This is a genomic window from Nocardioides sp. NBC_00163, assembly GCF_045206295.1.
In the GTDB taxonomy this organism is placed as follows: Bacteria; Actinomycetota; Actinomycetes; order Propionibacteriales; family Nocardioidaceae; genus Nocardioides.
Map to the genome: position 1 here is coordinate 339079 of NZ_CP108155.1, position 14224 is coordinate 353302.

Below are 14224 nucleotides of genomic sequence, written 5' to 3' on the forward strand. Positions count from 1 at the left end.
TTGGATCACTCCTCGCGGAGGAGGAACTCGGAGACCAGTTGGCGCACTCGGTGGTCGTGGGGCGTGGTGCTGTGACCGAGCCCTGGCACCCGAACCACGGTCGCGGACGGCAGTGCCTGCGCGAGTGGGGCCGGGTCACCGGCGATGTCGTCGTCCTCACCGACGATGATCAACACATCACAGGTGACCGCCGCGAGGTCCGGCGGCTCGACGAGCCGCGGCGGGCGCCGGATGACGGCACCCAACGCATCCTGGTTGATCTCGGAGGCCCGGGCTTCCGAGATGACCTCGCGGAAACCGGGTCCGGCGCCATCGGGAGGGCCGTCCGCGAGGGCACGCGTGACGGCATCGCCAGCCTCGCCGGTGAACAGGTTGGCCCCTACTCCGAGCACGGCAAGCCGCCGGACGCGAAGAGCACCGCAGCTCACCAGCCTGAGCAGGAGCTTGCCCCCGAGGGAGAACCCGACCGCGTCGCCCGAGCCGTCGATGTACGTACGGGGTAGCAACGCGCGAAGCTGGCGGTCGATGTCTGCGTAGTCGTCGGAACACGTGGAGGCGCCCGAGCCGTGCCCGGGAAGCGTCGGTGCCACCACGTTCAGCCCGGACCTCCGAAGATCACCGGCCAGCCCGTCCTCGGGCCATGTGCGAGCCGGGGTGCTCCCCCAGCCGTGGACCACAGCGACGGTCCTCTTGGTACGACCCGACCGCGCATCAGTCGTCATGGCGCGGCTCCAACATGACCGAGTCGTTCGAGGCACTGATGAAGACGCTCGTCAGCAGGCGGTACTCGATGAGCCAACGGCCGTCGTCACGAACACATTCGTCGACGACATCGACAACTGCCTGCGGCTCCGTCAGGACTCCCGGTTGACGGCCACGACCTGCGTACAGCGTCAGCACGTACCGGGCACGGGCGCGCAGATCGTCCTGGTGCTGCACGACCAGGTTGGTGACCAGGTGTCGCGACAGACGGGCGCCGGCAGCCTGACGCTTCGCGTACCCCGCAGCGATCTCCTCACGACCGGTCATGGTGATAGCCGGCATCTGGCAGACGCCGTCGGGGGTGAAGTAGCGCTCACCGCCGACCGCCGCCTCATGGTCGACGTTCCACCACGTGTTGATGATCAGGTCGCGCACGTCCTGGGTGGTGTCGAGACGGCGGCCGGCGGGCGAGTCGTTCATGGCCTGATCAGGATCCGATCGTCATGAAGGTCTCGGGCATGTTGTAGGCCCAGCCGTTCATGATCTCCGGGAACTTCTCCGGCGAGGTCTCGGCGATGAAGAACTCCGAGTCGTCGAACTCGTTCATGCCCGCGCTGAACTCGTTGCGGTTTCCGGTCGGGTCGAAGGCGTAGGCGAAGCAGTTCGTGCCGAAGCCCTGGGTGTCCTGCGGGATACCACCCATGTGACGGCCGGGACCGAACTCCCACCGGTTGCCGGTCTCGACGAGCCGGTCCGAGAGGCGGAAGTAGTGGTTGCCGTCCTCGACGGCGAAGGCTACGTGGTGGAGACGGTCGGACTTCCGCTGCGCCTGCATGTACGCCAGGTCGTGGTCGAGCTTGGTCGCTCGCATCCACGAGGCGGCCCACTTGCCGGCGACGGTCAGCACGAGCGACTGCTTGAATCCGAGCACCATCTTCATGAAGTCGGACCACTCCTGCGGGTCGGCCTCGCCGAGCAGGTTGATGTGGTCGATGTCGGTCGGACGGAAGCCGCCGTCCGAGGTCGTCTCGGTGACACCGGCGCGGCGGTTGCCGTCGGCGACGACGAACTCCATGCGGTGGCCGCTGGGCAGGTCGAACCCGAGGATCTCCCCGTGACCCGGACGGTCGGGGCTGCGGTAGCGCTCGTACTCGACGCCGTTCTTCGACAGACGGCTCATCACCTCGTCGAGGTCGTCCTCGTGATCTACGCCGAAGGCGAAGCTGTCGAGGCTCTGGCCTCCCGCGGTGATCGTGAGGTCTGCGGCGTCGCCCGAGCAGGCGAGCAGAGCGCGCTTCTCGTTCTTGTCGAGCACGGTGAGGCCGAGGACGCCCTCGTACCACTCGAGCGCCTGACCGAGCTCCTGGACGCGGATGGCCGCGTGGTCGATGCGGTTGATGGGCATTTCGTTCTCCTTGTGTTGAAGGTGGGCTGGTTGCCCGAAAGGGTCAGGGGTTCCTCAGACCGTGGCGAGTGCTCTGGCTCGCTCCAGCAGGAGGCTGGCGTCGTTGGAGACTGCGAGGAAGGAGGCCGAGTCGAGGCCGGCCGGGGCGGTCGGGCCGTGAGCCGCGCTCACGGCGGTGCCGAGGACGATGTCGTGGCGTCGGGCCACCCCGTCGACGTGGCGCAGCATGTCCGTGAGAGCGGGATCGCTCGTCTCGAGCCCTGCCGTGACGGCCAGGTCAGCCATCCCCACGAACAGGTGGCCGACGCCGGTGGCGGCGATCGCCGAGCAGTTCTCGACCCCCTCCGGGTCCTCGATCTGCGGGATGACGAGGGCCAGCTCAGCAGACTTGCGATAGGCATCGGGGTCGCTTCCGTAGCGCCCCGCGCGCACCGTCGGCCCGTAACCACGCCGTCCGTTCGGCGGTAGCCTCGCGGCCTCGAGCAGCCGCTCGGCCTGTTCAGCGGTGCTGACGTGCGGCACGAGCACTCCGTGCGCACCGGAGTCCAGCACCCGCGCGATGGTGGTGGCGTCGTGGTCCGGCACCCGTACGAGCGGTGGCAGCCCGCTGCCGAGCGCAGCGCCGACGAGTGCGTGCACCTCGGCCGGTCCCAGCGCCGCGTGCTCCATGTCGATGATCACGAAGTCCAGGCCCGCGATGGCGAGCACCTCGATCACATCGCGGTGACCGATCTTGGCGAAGGTGCCGAGTGCCGGGAACGACAGCACCTCTCTGAGGTGAGTGGTCACGGCCCCGTCTCCTCGTCCTCGAGGTCGGGACGCGGGTACTCCGCGGCGTTGATGACCCATCCATCCTGGTTGGAGAAGTCCTCCCGCGGCGGGCAGAAGATGTCGATCAGGTGGTTGCGCACCTGTCCCACGGACTGGCTCGTGTGCAGAGCAGGCGGCGGGATGATCGCGATGGACGGACTGGCCACGAGACGGTGGTCGTCGTCGCGCCAGTCAGAGAGGCTCGAGGTCCAGGGGCTGCGGATGTGGTGGACGTAGGAGCCCTCGAGGGCGAGGGAGCACTGCTCGAAGTCGTCGTGCAGGTGCGGAGACAAGGCACCGGGATCGCGTGGTCCCTGGTCAGGATCGAACCAGTTGACCATGAAGGTCGAGCAGCGGAAGAGCCTCCCGAACCGGGTCGGCTCGTACGGATGATCGGCGATCCGATAGGCCCTGATGCGGTGGCCATCAGCCGGCTCCGGCCAGGCGATCAGCGGTGCGACATGGGCGTGGGGCTCTGCGTAGTCCTCCTGATTGCGGCATCGCGCGACGAGGTCTTCAGACTCGGTCGTGAAGAGCCGGATCACCGGTCCGCCACCATGGACCTCCAGCTCGCTGGGCCCGGGGGGCATGATCAAGAGGGCCGGTCCTTCGATGTCGGCGTCGGGACCGACGTCGGCGGCCGCGCGGACCTGTGTGCCGGCGCGAGGAACCAGCACGACGTACTCGTCCTTCTGCTCGGTGCGCGTGAAGACCGCGCCCTCTGCAGCCCAGCAGAACGCCAGGACGAAGTTCTGGCCGCGGACCCACCAGGTCCTAGAGCCATTGTCGGTCACCTCGTCGGGCGGCACGACGCTGAAGTCGAAGTACGCAGCCGCGGCGGCAGGCTGGTCGGCCGTCTGCGAGCCCTGTAGCCGTTGCGTGGGTGACCTCATGCGATCACGGAGGTTCTGCGGGTCGTAGCTCATGGCGACATCTCCTCGCGCCTGGACGCGGCTTGCACGGTGTTGCGCAGCAGCAGCGCAATGGTCATGGGTCCGACGCCGCCTGGCACCGGAGTGAGCGCGCCAGCCACTTCACGGACCTCGTCGAAGTCGACGTCGCCGCACATGCCGGTGTCGGTGCGGTGGATGCCGACATCGATGACAGTGGCCCCCGGCTGGACATGGTCGGCGCCGATGAGCCGAGGGACGCCGGCCGCCGCGATCAGTACGTCGGCACGGGAGGTCTCGGCAACCAGGTCCTTGGTCCGGCTGTGGCAGACGGTCACAGTCGCGTTCGCCTGGGTGAGGAGCTGTGCCATCGGGCGACCGACGAGGTCGGAACGACCGATCACGACCGCGTGCTTCCCGGCCAGATCGATCCCGGCCTGCTCGAGGAGCAACATGACACCGGCGGGCGTGCAGGGTTGCAGGCCCTGTCGTCCCTGGGCGAGGAGCCCCGCGTTGAAGGTGGTGAGCCCGTCTACGTCCTTGGCGGGATCGATGCGATCGACCACCGCACGGGCCTCGAGATGATCGGGAAGCGGCAGCTGCACCAGGATGCCGTCCACGTCCTCATCGCCGTTGAGCTCCTCGACAAGAGCCTCGAGCTCCCCCTGGGCGATGTCGGCCGGCACCTGCCGGTGGAGGTCGCGGATCCCGGCGGCGGTGCAGAGCTTTCGCTTGTTGGCCACGTAGATGGCCGACGCTGGGTCCTCTCCGACGAGGACGGTGGCGAGGCCCGGCGGCCGGCGCAGCTCGGCCACCGACCTGGCGACACCTTCGCGCACCTCGCGAGCGACAGCCTTTCCGTCGATGATCAGCGCGCTCATGCGAACACCACCGTCGTCCGCCCGAGGCGCAGCACCCGGTCCTCGCAATGCCACTGGACGGCACGAAGAAGGACCGAGCGTTCGACGTCCGCACCCCTACGTTGCAGCACGGCCGCTGTATCGGAGTGGCTGACGCGTACGACGTCCTGCTCGATGATCGGGCCCTCGTCCAGGTCTTCCGTCGCGTAATGGGCAGTGGCGCCGATCAGCTTCACGCCCCGCTGGTGTGCCTGCTGGTAAGGGGACGCGCCGATGAACGCGGGCAGGAAGGAGTGGTGGATGTTGATGACCGGGCACCCGACGCCGGCGATGAAGTCCGAGGAGAGAATCTGCATGTAGCGCGCCATCACCACGAGGTCGAAGTTGCCGGTGAGCAGGCGCAGCTGCTCGGCCTCCGCCTCGGGCTTGGTGGCCTTGGTGACCGGAATGTGCACGAACGGGACACCGAACGAACGGACCTCTTCGGCCAGGTCGGGATGGTTGGAGATGACCAGCCCGATGTCGGCGTTCAGCTCTCCGCGGCGCCAGCGCCACAGCAGGTCGAGGAGGCAGTGGTCATACTTGGACGCCATGATGGCGACGCGCTTCGGGGTGGCTGCCTTCGTGATCTGCCACTCCTCGATGCCGCGCGGGCCCGCCACGTTCTTCGCGAAGGAGCGCTCGAGATCCTCGATGACCAGGCTGAGGTTCTCGACATGGAAGACGACACGCAGGAAGAAGCGGCCGCCGACCGGGTCGGTGGTGGTCTGGTCGGACTCGACGATGTTGGCGCCGTACTCGGCCAGGAAGCTGGCGACCGCGGCAACGATTCCAGGTCCGTCGTCGCACTGCACGAGAAGGCGGCCCAGGTCGTCAGCCTGTGCATCGGCGCCGGCGGCCGGCCGCGGAGGGGACTGGACGGAGGTCTTGGTCATCGTTCTGCCTTCGGTGAGTTGCGGTTGGTGGGCGGGTGAGCGTCGAGTACGGGCGCGCGGCCGGTCGCTCGGCTGTGACGATGGGCGAGGCGGAGCCGGCTCACGCACCCGGACTGCTGTGCGTCAAGCGAGAGCGGGCTCGCTGCGCAGGTCACGACGTCGGCTGTCCTGCTTGTACGGAGCCGGTGCCACGGTGGCGCGGATCTCGGTCTGCGGTTCTCCGGGCTGTCCCCACAGCACCGTGACCTCCGTGCCGGGTTCGCTGTACGCGACGTCGATGAAGCTCAGCGCCAGGGTTTTCTTGAACCAGACGCTGTAACCGGGGTGCGTGGAGTGCCCGATCTTCTCGCCGTCCTTCAGGATCCAGTCCGTCCACGCCGAGACCCACTGGTTCTCGGGCAGGTCCAGCTGCTGGTAGATCGGGCCGTCGTCGTAGAGGGAGGCGTGGATACGCTTCATGTCGTCGCTGTTGAACTCGAGGGTGACGACCTTGCGGGGCGGGTTCGCCATCTCCTCCTCCAGGGCGGCGCGGCCGGGGAAGTCGTGGTCGAACGCGATATTGCGGCCCCAGCCCATCTCGATCGGGCTGCGGTAGAGATCCTCGATGTTCTCGCCGTCCCAGCTGCCGGTGAAGGAAGTCGAGAAGTTGTAGCGGAGCGGTCCGTTGAACGGGGTCGGCTCCCACTCCGGCGGAAGGTTCTCGTCCATGAACTTGCGGTAGTCCGTGAGCGACTCGTCGCCGAGCGCGTTGTAGAAGTGCATCGCACCCGTCGGGTAGCACGCCTCGAGGTGGTTGATCATGAAGTCGCGGGTCCCGAGCCGGCGCATCCCGAAGTCCTTGCCGGCTTCGAGGATCGCCTCGAGGACGGTCGGGTAGTTCTCGATCGGACCCTGGATCTCGAAGCCGATCTCACCGGCCATGCCCTGCCGCAGGAACGTCACCTCGACGTCACCGATCTCGCCGGTCTTGGTGTTCATGAAACGTACGTCTCGCAGGTCGGTCTTGGTGAGCCGCTCGAGCACTCCGAGAGACTTGGGGCCGGAGACCTGGAACTTGTGCGTGAACGGGAAGGTGATCTCGACGTCGTACCCGCCCTTGTGCGCGTTGTAGAGGGTCCACTGGGGCGTCCCGACCTGGTACTCGAAGTCGTCCTCGGCGTGACGCAGCAGGATGCCCTCGGAGATGACCTTGCCGTCGTCGTTGCACTGGATGACATGCTTGGCCTTGCCGACCGGGAACTTCACGAAGTCGTTGACCGAGAGGTCCCGGAAGAGGCGCAAGGCGTCGGGGCCCTTGACCCGGATCTGTGGCACGAAGGACCAGTCGCCGACGTAGCAGTCCTCGTGCCAGGAGCGCTGCTCGTCCATCCAGCCCGAATGCTCCGACGCCCCCATGACCGGGAAGTACGGGACCGGGGGCATCCCCTTGAATGCTCGGAAAGGCGCTGCGTCCGTCATTGGATCCTCCTCGTCGTGTGACCACAACCACAGTGGTCCTTGGCGACGACGCTAGGTCGGCACAGCTGTGACCTGCCCCACAGGAGTCCCCATGGGGATTCGGCCACAGAAATCCCCTCTCCCCACCCACCCCCTGGAGGCGGATGACCACGCCGAATCGCCACTAGACTCAGTGACGGAGGACACATCAGGCGTCCTCCTGTCATCGCCGGAAGGAGGCGCCGCGCTGTGCCCGCTCCTCTGATCGAACGCCAGGAACCGCTCGACGCGCTGGAGCGGCTGGTCCGGACCTGCACCGTCGGCGCGGGGGCGTTGGCTCTCGTGGAGGGTTCGGCGGGCATCGGCAAGACCCGGCTTCTGCGAGAGCTCGTCGCACGATGCCTCGGGTCGGGCGATGCCGAGGTCCTGGAGGCGAGCGCATCCGAGCTCGAGCGCGGCTATCCACTGGGGGTCGTCCTGCGCTTGCTCGAGCGCGCGACCCAGGCCGATCACGACGTGGCCGACGGGCTCTTCCGCGGACACGCAGCGCTCGCAAAGCGGGTGCTCCGTGGCCAGCACGAGGACAGCCCTTCGCTTAACGACGAGTTCGCGTTGGTGCACAGCCTCTACTGGCTGGTGGTCAACCTCGCCGATGCTCGCCCCGTGGTCCTGGTCATCGACGACATCCAGTGGGCCGACGAGCAGTCTCTCCGCTTCCTGCACTACCTCACACAGCGGATCCACGACCTGCCTGTCGCAGTCGTTCTGGCCGTACGGACAGGCGACCAGGCTGCGGATGGCGACACGCTCACCAGGCTCATGCTGGAAGCAGGCCTCACCATCCAGCTCACCGAGCTCACCCGGGAAGGCACCCGCGAGTTTCTCACCGCCACACTGGGAGTCGAGGAGAATCTCGATTCCCTCGTCGACAAAGCCTGGACCTCCACCCGCGGCAACCCTTTCCTCTTGCGGGAGGTGACTGCAGCAACCACCCAACGAGGCATCCGGGCGCTACCCGACAGCGCACCCGACGGGGTCACCCGCAGCGTGAACCTGCGGATCCAGAGCCTGGGCCCGCATGCGGTGGCCCTCGCGCGCGCCGTCTCCGTGCTGGCCGGACCGACGGAGGTCGGTGCCGCCGCGTCCGCGGCTGGGCTGTCGATTGAGGACGCGCTCGTCGCTGCTGACCTCTTGCAGTGCGCACAGATCCTGGACCCAGAGGGCGGGCTGAGCTTCCACCACCCGATCATCAAGTCCGCGGTCTATGCCCGGCTGAGCGCCCAGGAGAGGATCCGCCTGCACAGACGCGCGGCATGTCTACTCCACGAACTGGCCGCCCCGGACGAGGAGGTGGCGCTCCACCTGCTCAGGACGGCGCCCTTCTCCGAGCCGTGGGTCAGCCCGATCTTGCGAGCTGCCGGTCGGAGCGCAGGCCGTAAGGGGGCGCCCGCGACGGCTGCCGTGTTCCTACGCCGAGCCCTTGATCAGGACGATCTCAATGCCATCGATCGCGGGGAGACGCTCATTGCGCTCGGCATCATGGAGGCCGCGGCCGGCGAGACCGAGTCGCTGGTCCATCTCGAACGCGCCCTGCTGCTGCTCGCGGAGCCTCAGCCGCGAGCCCGGGGCATGTACGCGTTAGGCCAGACCCTCTTCCGGTACGGCCGTTCCGCCGAGGCCTTGACTGTGTTCCGTCGCGGGGCCGACGACTTCGCTGCCAGCGACCGTGAACTGTCGCTCCGTTTCGAGGCCGGCTACCTCGCCTCGGCCGCCTATCTCGTCGACCGACCCAAGGACGCCGTTGAGCGTCTCGAGAAACTCGCACCCGATCTCGAGGATGCGCCCACGCTGACTCCAGCAGAGCGACTGATCCTGCTCCACCTAGCCGTCTACCGGGCGATGTCAGAGCCAGCGGCGCCCGACCATGCGGCTCTCGCCCTGGCAGCCCTGGGCGACGGGCTCCAACTGTGGCACGAGACCTCGGACGGAATGACACTCAGCCACGCCGTCCTGGCGCTCACTTGGGCTGGGTCACCGAGCGCAGCCATCAGCGTCGCCGACCGCGTACTGGAAGACGCGCGACAGCGAGGAGACTCGCTGATCTTCGCCGAGATGTCCCTCGCACGAGCCATGGCGGCCTATGCCAAGGGCGACGTCCGCGACGCTATGGCAGACGCGCAGTCCGCCGTCATCGGCATGGCGCGAGGCTGGAAGTCGACCGTTCCGGCGCCACAGGGGATCCTGGCCTACTGCCACCTCGACCGTGGAGAGACCGACGAAGCGGCCACAGTTCTCGAGGAAGCCGAGGCCGGCCTGCGCGAGGGGCCCACCGCGACGCTCAACGTCTGGTTCTACATGGCGAGGGGCCGACTGCGTCTGGTCACCGATCAGTACGACCTTGCGCTCGATGACTTCATGAAGGTCGGCGAGCTTCTCCAGCGCAACGGCTACACGAACCCCGGCTACATGCTGCGCCCCTGGCGTTCTCAAGCCGCTTTGGCGTTGCACCGACTCGGTCGCCACGCCGAAGCCGTCGAGATGGTCTCGCAAGACATCGAAGACGCCGAGCGCTATCAGCTGCCGTCCACACTCGGCGCGGCGCTGAGGACCCGCGCGATGCTCGAAGGCTCACCGGACCCAGATCTGCTGCACCGCGCCGCCGAGGTCCTACAGGCAGAGGATGCTTCGAGCCTCGAGCTCGCCGAGACCCTTCTCGAGCTCGGCTCGGCCGAGCGTCGTGCCGGCACCCGGGTGAAATCCCGCGACACGCTCCGACGCGCGCATGACCTGGCCCATCGCCAGGGTGCGCTCGCGCTGGAAGAACGCGCCCATCAAGAACTGCTCGCGGCAGGAGCACGCCCCCGCCGCGCCGCGATCCTGGGCCCTGACTCGCTCACCCCCAGCGAGCACCGGATCGCGGACCTGATGTCCCAAGGTCACACCAGCCGACAGATCGCCGAGACGCTGTACCTCACGATGAGCACGGTCGAATGGCATCGCCGCAACATCTACCGCAAGCTCGAGGTCTCGTCCCGAGACGAACTGCGGGCAGCCATGTCCGGTCAGCCGCTGGACATCGAGAGCTGAGTGTCGCTTCGACCGCACGACGGCGCCCGCGGACCCACTCGACGCACACCCACCACCGAGCAGGCAGACCGACGCTGTGCGCCCCGCGCGGTGAGCACAGCCAACCCCATGTACGAGTACTCGCTTTGAGCCAGGCGCCCTCGCTCAGGCGCCTATTGCGGCGTATCCGGATCGCCGAAAGCGATCTCGGCAGGGACGCCCCACGCCAACACCATCGCGACCATCGCTTCGAGCGGCTCTTCAGGGTCCTCTTCGACAACTGGATCAATGTCTCGATCTCGCACGTTCCACACCTCCTCCGCGACAGCAGGTCCAGCACACCGGGTACCCGGACCAGTCGGATGTGACCGGGTTACACCAGTCCACAAACCCCGTCGACAGGACATCATTTCCTGCATGCAGGTCCATGTTACACAAAGGCGCCCCATCCACAGGCCGAACCATTCGCATGGAATCGGCGACTCCGCGCCACTCTTGACGAGTCAGTACATTGTGACTAGCGTCATATAACGGACACTCTGTCCTCAATACAAGACTCACTGGCAGTGGGTGTCAACCCTTCGATACACCGGCAGAGCGCACGGGCATCCAAGAAGGAGTGCCATGACACCTGCGACCGACGCGCGCTTTCAGGCGGCGACCTCAGGCCGCTCGTAGCAACTGATGGCGCGACACCGACGACGACCCGTGCGCCACTGCCCCGAACCCGATCCCGGCCGACCACCCAGGAGAACTTGAAATGGACACTCCCTTCGACGTGACCGAAGCGCTAAGACCGCTCAAGATGGACCCGACAGCGACCACCGCCAGCGCATATGCGGACGCACTGGCCCGATGCCCCGTTAGCCGGGTGAACATCGACGGCTCCGACGTCGACTGGTGGGGGGCGTTGGGGCACGCCGAACTCCAGGCAGTCCTTCGCGACTTCAAGTCGATGAGTAGCACCGTGGCGACCGAGGCCGATGGGACCACACCAGCGATCTTTCCCCTGTTCGCCGACCCTCCCCTTCATACCGGCTACCGCAAACTGCTCAACCCCAACTTCCCTGTCGAGGTCGTCGGACGCCTCGAGGCCGGCAACAGGGAGATCGCCGTCGAGATGATCGACGACTTGATCGGCAGAGGTCGGGCCGACTTTGCCACCGGCTACACTCACCGCTTCCCCACTCGCGTCCTGTGCCGCTTCCTTGGCGTTCCGGACGCCGACTGGCCCGTCCACCACGAGTTCGTGATGGCCACCGGCGAGCAGGTCGGCTTCGCGGTCAACGGACAGGAGGACGAGCAGTTGTTTGTCGACGCCATGTTCAAGGTGCTGCCCTACGTCCAGAAGGTCATCGACGACCACCGAACAAGCCCACGCGAGGACATCGTCAGCAGCTTCATCTCGGGCGAGATCAAGGGTCGCCCGCTGACGGATGTAGAGATCAGCAAGCTCATCATCGCCATGATGCTGGCAGGACATGGCACCACCACCGCGGCCCTGTCCAACACGGTGCTGCGCCTCGCGCTCGACCAAAAGCTGCAAGACCGCCTGCGTGCGGAGCCGCACCGGATCCCCGATGCCCTCGAGGAGAGCCTGCGCCTCGACACGCCGCAGCAGACCCTGAGCCGGAAGTGCACCAAGGACACGGTCATCGGAGACAAGTCCATCTCGGCAGGCGAGTACGTCCTCACGAGCTACGGATCGGCGAACGTCGACCCGAGGAAGTTTCCAGATCCCGAGAGGTTCGACCTCGACCGCGAAGACAAGAGCCATTTGTCGTTCGGGTTCGGTCTGCACGCTTGTCTCGGTCAGCACTTTGCCCGAATGAACATGCGCCTCACGCTCGAAGAACTGCTCGCTCGGACATCTTCGTTCTCGGTCGCTGGAGACGTTGTCCGTCGCAGCTTCCCCGTACTTTCGGTCGACGAGATGCCACTGGAGTTTCACCCCGCCAACGACGGGTCGATTGCTTCTTAAGTCCCATGCGGAGTCCGTCGAGGCACTTACCTCGCATCGAGAATCCGCATGCCACTGACTCGCGGCACAGGACATTCTGCACCCTGCCAGTGAAGGTGCCCAGGAAGGCGCCGGAGCCAGCAACGCCCCCGGCGCTGACAAGAGCGAGCAGTGAGACTCTTGACACACTTGCCTGTGACCTCGATCATGGACATGTCGTCTCGGTGACAAGACAAACTCAACCTGACTTGAGAGCGAGCCCCATCATGACCGCAGCCGTTGCAGAGCAGACCACGACACCGTCGGAGGAGGAGATCCTCAATCGCGTCCGCGAGCTGCAGCCCGTCCTCGCCGAGCGTGCACGCAAGACCGAGCAGGACGGCAGGGTCTCAGCCGAGACAACGGCGTTGATCAAGGCGGCCGGGCTGCACAAGCTCTGCCTTCCGGCGCGGTACGGCGGTTTCGAGCTCGGGCCGACCACGTGGCTCAAGGTCGGTTTCGAGATGGGCCGCGCATGCGCGAGCACATCATGGGCCGTCCTGGTGGGCAACTCGTGCACCTGGTTCGCCACCTACTGGCCCCTCGAGGTCCACGATGAACTCTGGGCCGAATCGCCGGACAGCACAGTGTGCCTCTCGGGCATCCCAACTGGGAAGGCAGTACCCGTCGACGGCGGATACGAAATCTCGGGCTCGTGGGGATACTCGAGCAACAGTGACAACTCTGAGTGGGCCGTCGTGTCCGCCGTCACCTCGGTCAACGGCGAGCCATCCACCACCTGGTTCATGGTAGAGACGAAGGACCTGGAGATCGATCAGGACAGTTGGCAGGTCTCCGGTCTCGCAGGCACGGGCAGCAAGACCCTTATTCGGCGCGACCCGCTGTTCGTACCGCACCACCGGGTGGTCACCGTAGACGACATCACCGCAGGCAAGACTCCCGGCCAGCTTGCTGAGGACAACGCCGTGGCGAGGTGGAACTTCTCCACGCTTGGCGGGGTCATCCTGGTGGCACCGTTGCTCGGCGCCGCCCAAGGCGCGCTGGACTGGTTCACCGAGACAATGCGCACGAAGGTCAAGACCTCCCTGAAGGCAGGCGCCGGAGTTCCCGCGGCAGCCAACCCGTTCATTCAGGCGAAGGTCGGAGAGGCTTCGGCCAAGATCGACGCAGCAATGGCACTCCTCGAGACGGGCCTGAAGCCGCACGAGGCCAAGGTGCTCGCTGGTGAGGAGATCTCCATCGCCGAACGCGTTCGCCTCCGACGCGATGTCGGATTCGCAACCCGCCAGGCAATCGAAGCCGTGAACCTTCTCATGGAAGGCGCCAGCGCTTCTGCCACGTCGCTGCAGGTTCCCTTCCAGCGGTTCTGGCGCGACGTCATCGCCGGCACGCGTCACGTGACCCTGGACTCGGATGGGATCTTCGCGATGTCCGGCCAGGAGCAGCTTGGCCTTCCGCCGATCGGCCCCCACTGACCGGTCCTACCGAACCCCTGTACGCCCGAGATCTCTGAAGCGATGCAAGACGAGGAGCTGAAGATGCCAGCGCTCACCGAAGAACGACCCGCGATCGACGCGAGAGCCTTTCGAAAGATCTGCGGCCGACTGCCGACCACCGTCGTCGTCGCGGGCGGCATGCATCAAGACAAGCCCGTCGGGATGGTCGTGGGGACGTTCACCACCGTATCGCTCGACCCACTCCTCGTCGGCTACTTCGCGATGAGCAACTCCGCCACCTTCGGCGTCCTGAACCAGCTCGAAAGCCATTCCTTCTCCGTTCTGGCCCAGCACGATGCCGACACTGTCGACAGCTTCAGCCGCCCCCTCGATGAGAGATTCGACGGACTGTCGTGGACCGTCTCCGAGTACGGGACCCCCGTACTCGACTCGGCTTTGATGACCTTCCACACACGCCCGCACGCGGTCACGCCTGCGGGCGACCATCACCTTGTGCTCTCTGAGGTGCTCGACGTCGCCGTACCCGCTGAAGCCGGCCGGCCGCTGTTGTTCGCCGACGGGCGGATGACCGGATTGGTAGACGCGGGGCGATCGGTTCCCGATGGTTGGACGCTCTACCGGACCTGGTGAGATTTCGAATCCTCCGGCGCAGTCGCAGCCGATTCAATTGGTCGAGTTCAGGATCGGATGGGCCATCGCATG

13 protein-coding genes are annotated in these 14224 nt (G+C 66.3%); 4 read left to right on the top strand and 9 right to left on the bottom strand.

Annotation, left to right across the window (positions count from 1 at the left end; translation table 11 throughout):
- Positions 1 to 5: 5 nt before the first annotated feature.
- From OG801_RS01700 to OG801_RS01735, 8 genes are all read right to left on the bottom strand, one after another.
- Entirely contained in the window at positions 6 to 722 is a 717-nt protein-coding gene (locus OG801_RS01700) for an alpha/beta fold hydrolase (RefSeq protein ID WP_406033182.1), read from the bottom strand.
- Complete coding sequence (locus OG801_RS01705; RefSeq protein ID WP_406033184.1) at positions 712 to 1182, bottom strand: nuclear transport factor 2 family protein; 471 nt, start codon at positions 1180 to 1182, stop codon at positions 712 to 714. The genes OG801_RS01700 and OG801_RS01705 overlap by 11 nt, the downstream gene beginning before the upstream one ends.
- Before the next feature lie 7 nt (positions 1183 to 1189).
- Positions 1190 to 2107 carry a VOC family protein gene (locus OG801_RS01710; RefSeq protein WP_406033186.1) on the bottom strand — a complete coding sequence of 306 codons (918 nt, stop codon included), beginning with the start codon at positions 2105 to 2107 and terminating at the stop codon, positions 1190 to 1192.
- Between the two features lie 54 nt (positions 2108 to 2161).
- Positions 2162 to 2896: an HpcH/HpaI aldolase/citrate lyase family protein gene (locus OG801_RS01715; protein ID WP_406033188.1), complete on the bottom strand. Its 735-nt coding sequence runs from the start codon at positions 2894 to 2896 to the stop codon at positions 2162 to 2164.
- Entirely contained in the window at positions 2893 to 3843 is a 951-nt protein-coding gene (locus tag OG801_RS01720; protein WP_406033190.1) for a hypothetical protein, read from the bottom strand. The genes OG801_RS01715 and OG801_RS01720 overlap by 4 nt, the downstream gene beginning before the upstream one ends.
- Complete coding sequence (gene folD, locus OG801_RS01725) at positions 3840 to 4688, bottom strand: bifunctional methylenetetrahydrofolate dehydrogenase/methenyltetrahydrofolate cyclohydrolase FolD (RefSeq protein ID WP_406033192.1); 849 nt, start codon at positions 4686 to 4688, stop codon at positions 3840 to 3842. Before folD ends, OG801_RS01720 begins: the two co-directional genes overlap by 4 nt.
- Positions 4685 to 5602 (bottom strand): formyltetrahydrofolate deformylase, encoded by a 918-nt coding sequence (gene purU, locus OG801_RS01730; RefSeq protein ID WP_406033193.1) that lies wholly within the window; start codon positions 5600 to 5602, stop codon positions 4685 to 4687. Before purU ends, folD begins: the two co-directional genes overlap by 4 nt.
- A 123-nt stretch (positions 5603 to 5725) precedes the next feature.
- The gene (locus OG801_RS01735) at positions 5726 to 7060 is read right to left on the bottom strand and encodes a glycine cleavage T C-terminal barrel domain-containing protein (RefSeq protein ID WP_406033195.1); all 1335 of its coding nucleotides are present in this window, start codon (positions 7058 to 7060) and stop codon (positions 5726 to 5728) included.
- A 228-nt stretch (positions 7061 to 7288) separates the two neighbouring features.
- On the opposite strand from OG801_RS01735, the gene OG801_RS01740 reads away from it, so the two are divergent.
- Entirely contained in the window at positions 7289 to 10126 is a 2838-nt protein-coding gene (locus OG801_RS01740; RefSeq protein ID WP_406033197.1) for an AAA family ATPase, read from the top strand.
- 152 nt (positions 10127 to 10278) lie between these two features.
- Here OG801_RS01740 and OG801_RS01745 read toward each other — a convergent pair whose 3' ends face one another.
- Positions 10279 to 10410 (bottom strand): hypothetical protein, encoded by a 132-nt coding sequence (locus OG801_RS01745; protein WP_406033199.1) that lies wholly within the window; start codon positions 10408 to 10410, stop codon positions 10279 to 10281.
- 455 nt (positions 10411 to 10865) lie between these two features.
- On the opposite strand from OG801_RS01745, the gene OG801_RS01750 reads away from it, so the two are divergent.
- The 3 genes from OG801_RS01750 to OG801_RS01760 all read left to right on the top strand — a co-directional run bounded on the left by OG801_RS01750 (position 10866) and on the right by OG801_RS01760 (position 14152).
- On the top strand, positions 10866 to 12086 hold the full coding sequence (locus OG801_RS01750) for a cytochrome P450 (protein ID WP_406033201.1): 1221 nt from the start codon (positions 10866 to 10868) through the stop codon (positions 12084 to 12086).
- 245 nt (positions 12087 to 12331) lie between these two features.
- Positions 12332 to 13540 carry an acyl-CoA dehydrogenase family protein gene (locus tag OG801_RS01755; RefSeq protein WP_406033203.1) on the top strand — a complete coding sequence of 403 codons (1209 nt, stop codon included), beginning with the start codon at positions 12332 to 12334 and terminating at the stop codon, positions 13538 to 13540.
- 63 nt (positions 13541 to 13603) lie between these two features.
- Complete coding sequence (locus OG801_RS01760) at positions 13604 to 14152, top strand: flavin reductase family protein (protein WP_406033205.1); 549 nt, start codon at positions 13604 to 13606, stop codon at positions 14150 to 14152.
- Positions 14153 to 14224 lie beyond the last annotated feature (72 nt).

Bases quoted from the DNA above. Each gene is read 5' to 3' on its own strand.
- purU (WP_406033193.1), bottom strand. From the start codon at position 5,602: ATGACCAAGACCTCCGTCCAGTCCCCTCCGCGGCCGGCCGCCGGCGCC.
- OG801_RS01755 (WP_406033203.1), top strand. From the start codon at position 12,332: ATGACCGCAGCCGTTGCAGAGCAGACCACGACACCGTCGGAGGAGGAG.
- OG801_RS01705 (WP_406033184.1), bottom strand. From the start codon at position 1,182: ATGAACGACTCGCCCGCCGGCCGCCGTCTCGACACCACCCAGGACGTG.
- OG801_RS01700 (WP_406033182.1), bottom strand. From the start codon at position 722: ATGACGACTGATGCGCGGTCGGGTCGTACCAAGAGGACCGTCGCTGTG.
- OG801_RS01735 (WP_406033195.1), bottom strand. From the start codon at position 7,060: ATGACGGACGCAGCGCCTTTCCGAGCATTCAAGGGGATGCCCCCGGTC.
- OG801_RS01720 (WP_406033190.1), bottom strand. From the start codon at position 3,843: ATGAGCTACGACCCGCAGAACCTCCGTGATCGCATGAGGTCACCCACG.
- OG801_RS01710 (WP_406033186.1), bottom strand. From the start codon at position 2,107: ATGCCCATCAACCGCATCGACCACGCGGCCATCCGCGTCCAGGAGCTC.
- OG801_RS01750 (WP_406033201.1), top strand. From the start codon at position 10,866: ATGGACACTCCCTTCGACGTGACCGAAGCGCTAAGACCGCTCAAGATG.
- OG801_RS01760 (WP_406033205.1), top strand. From the start codon at position 13,604: ATGCCAGCGCTCACCGAAGAACGACCCGCGATCGACGCGAGAGCCTTT.
- folD (WP_406033192.1), bottom strand. From the start codon at position 4,688: ATGAGCGCGCTGATCATCGACGGAAAGGCTGTCGCTCGCGAGGTGCGC.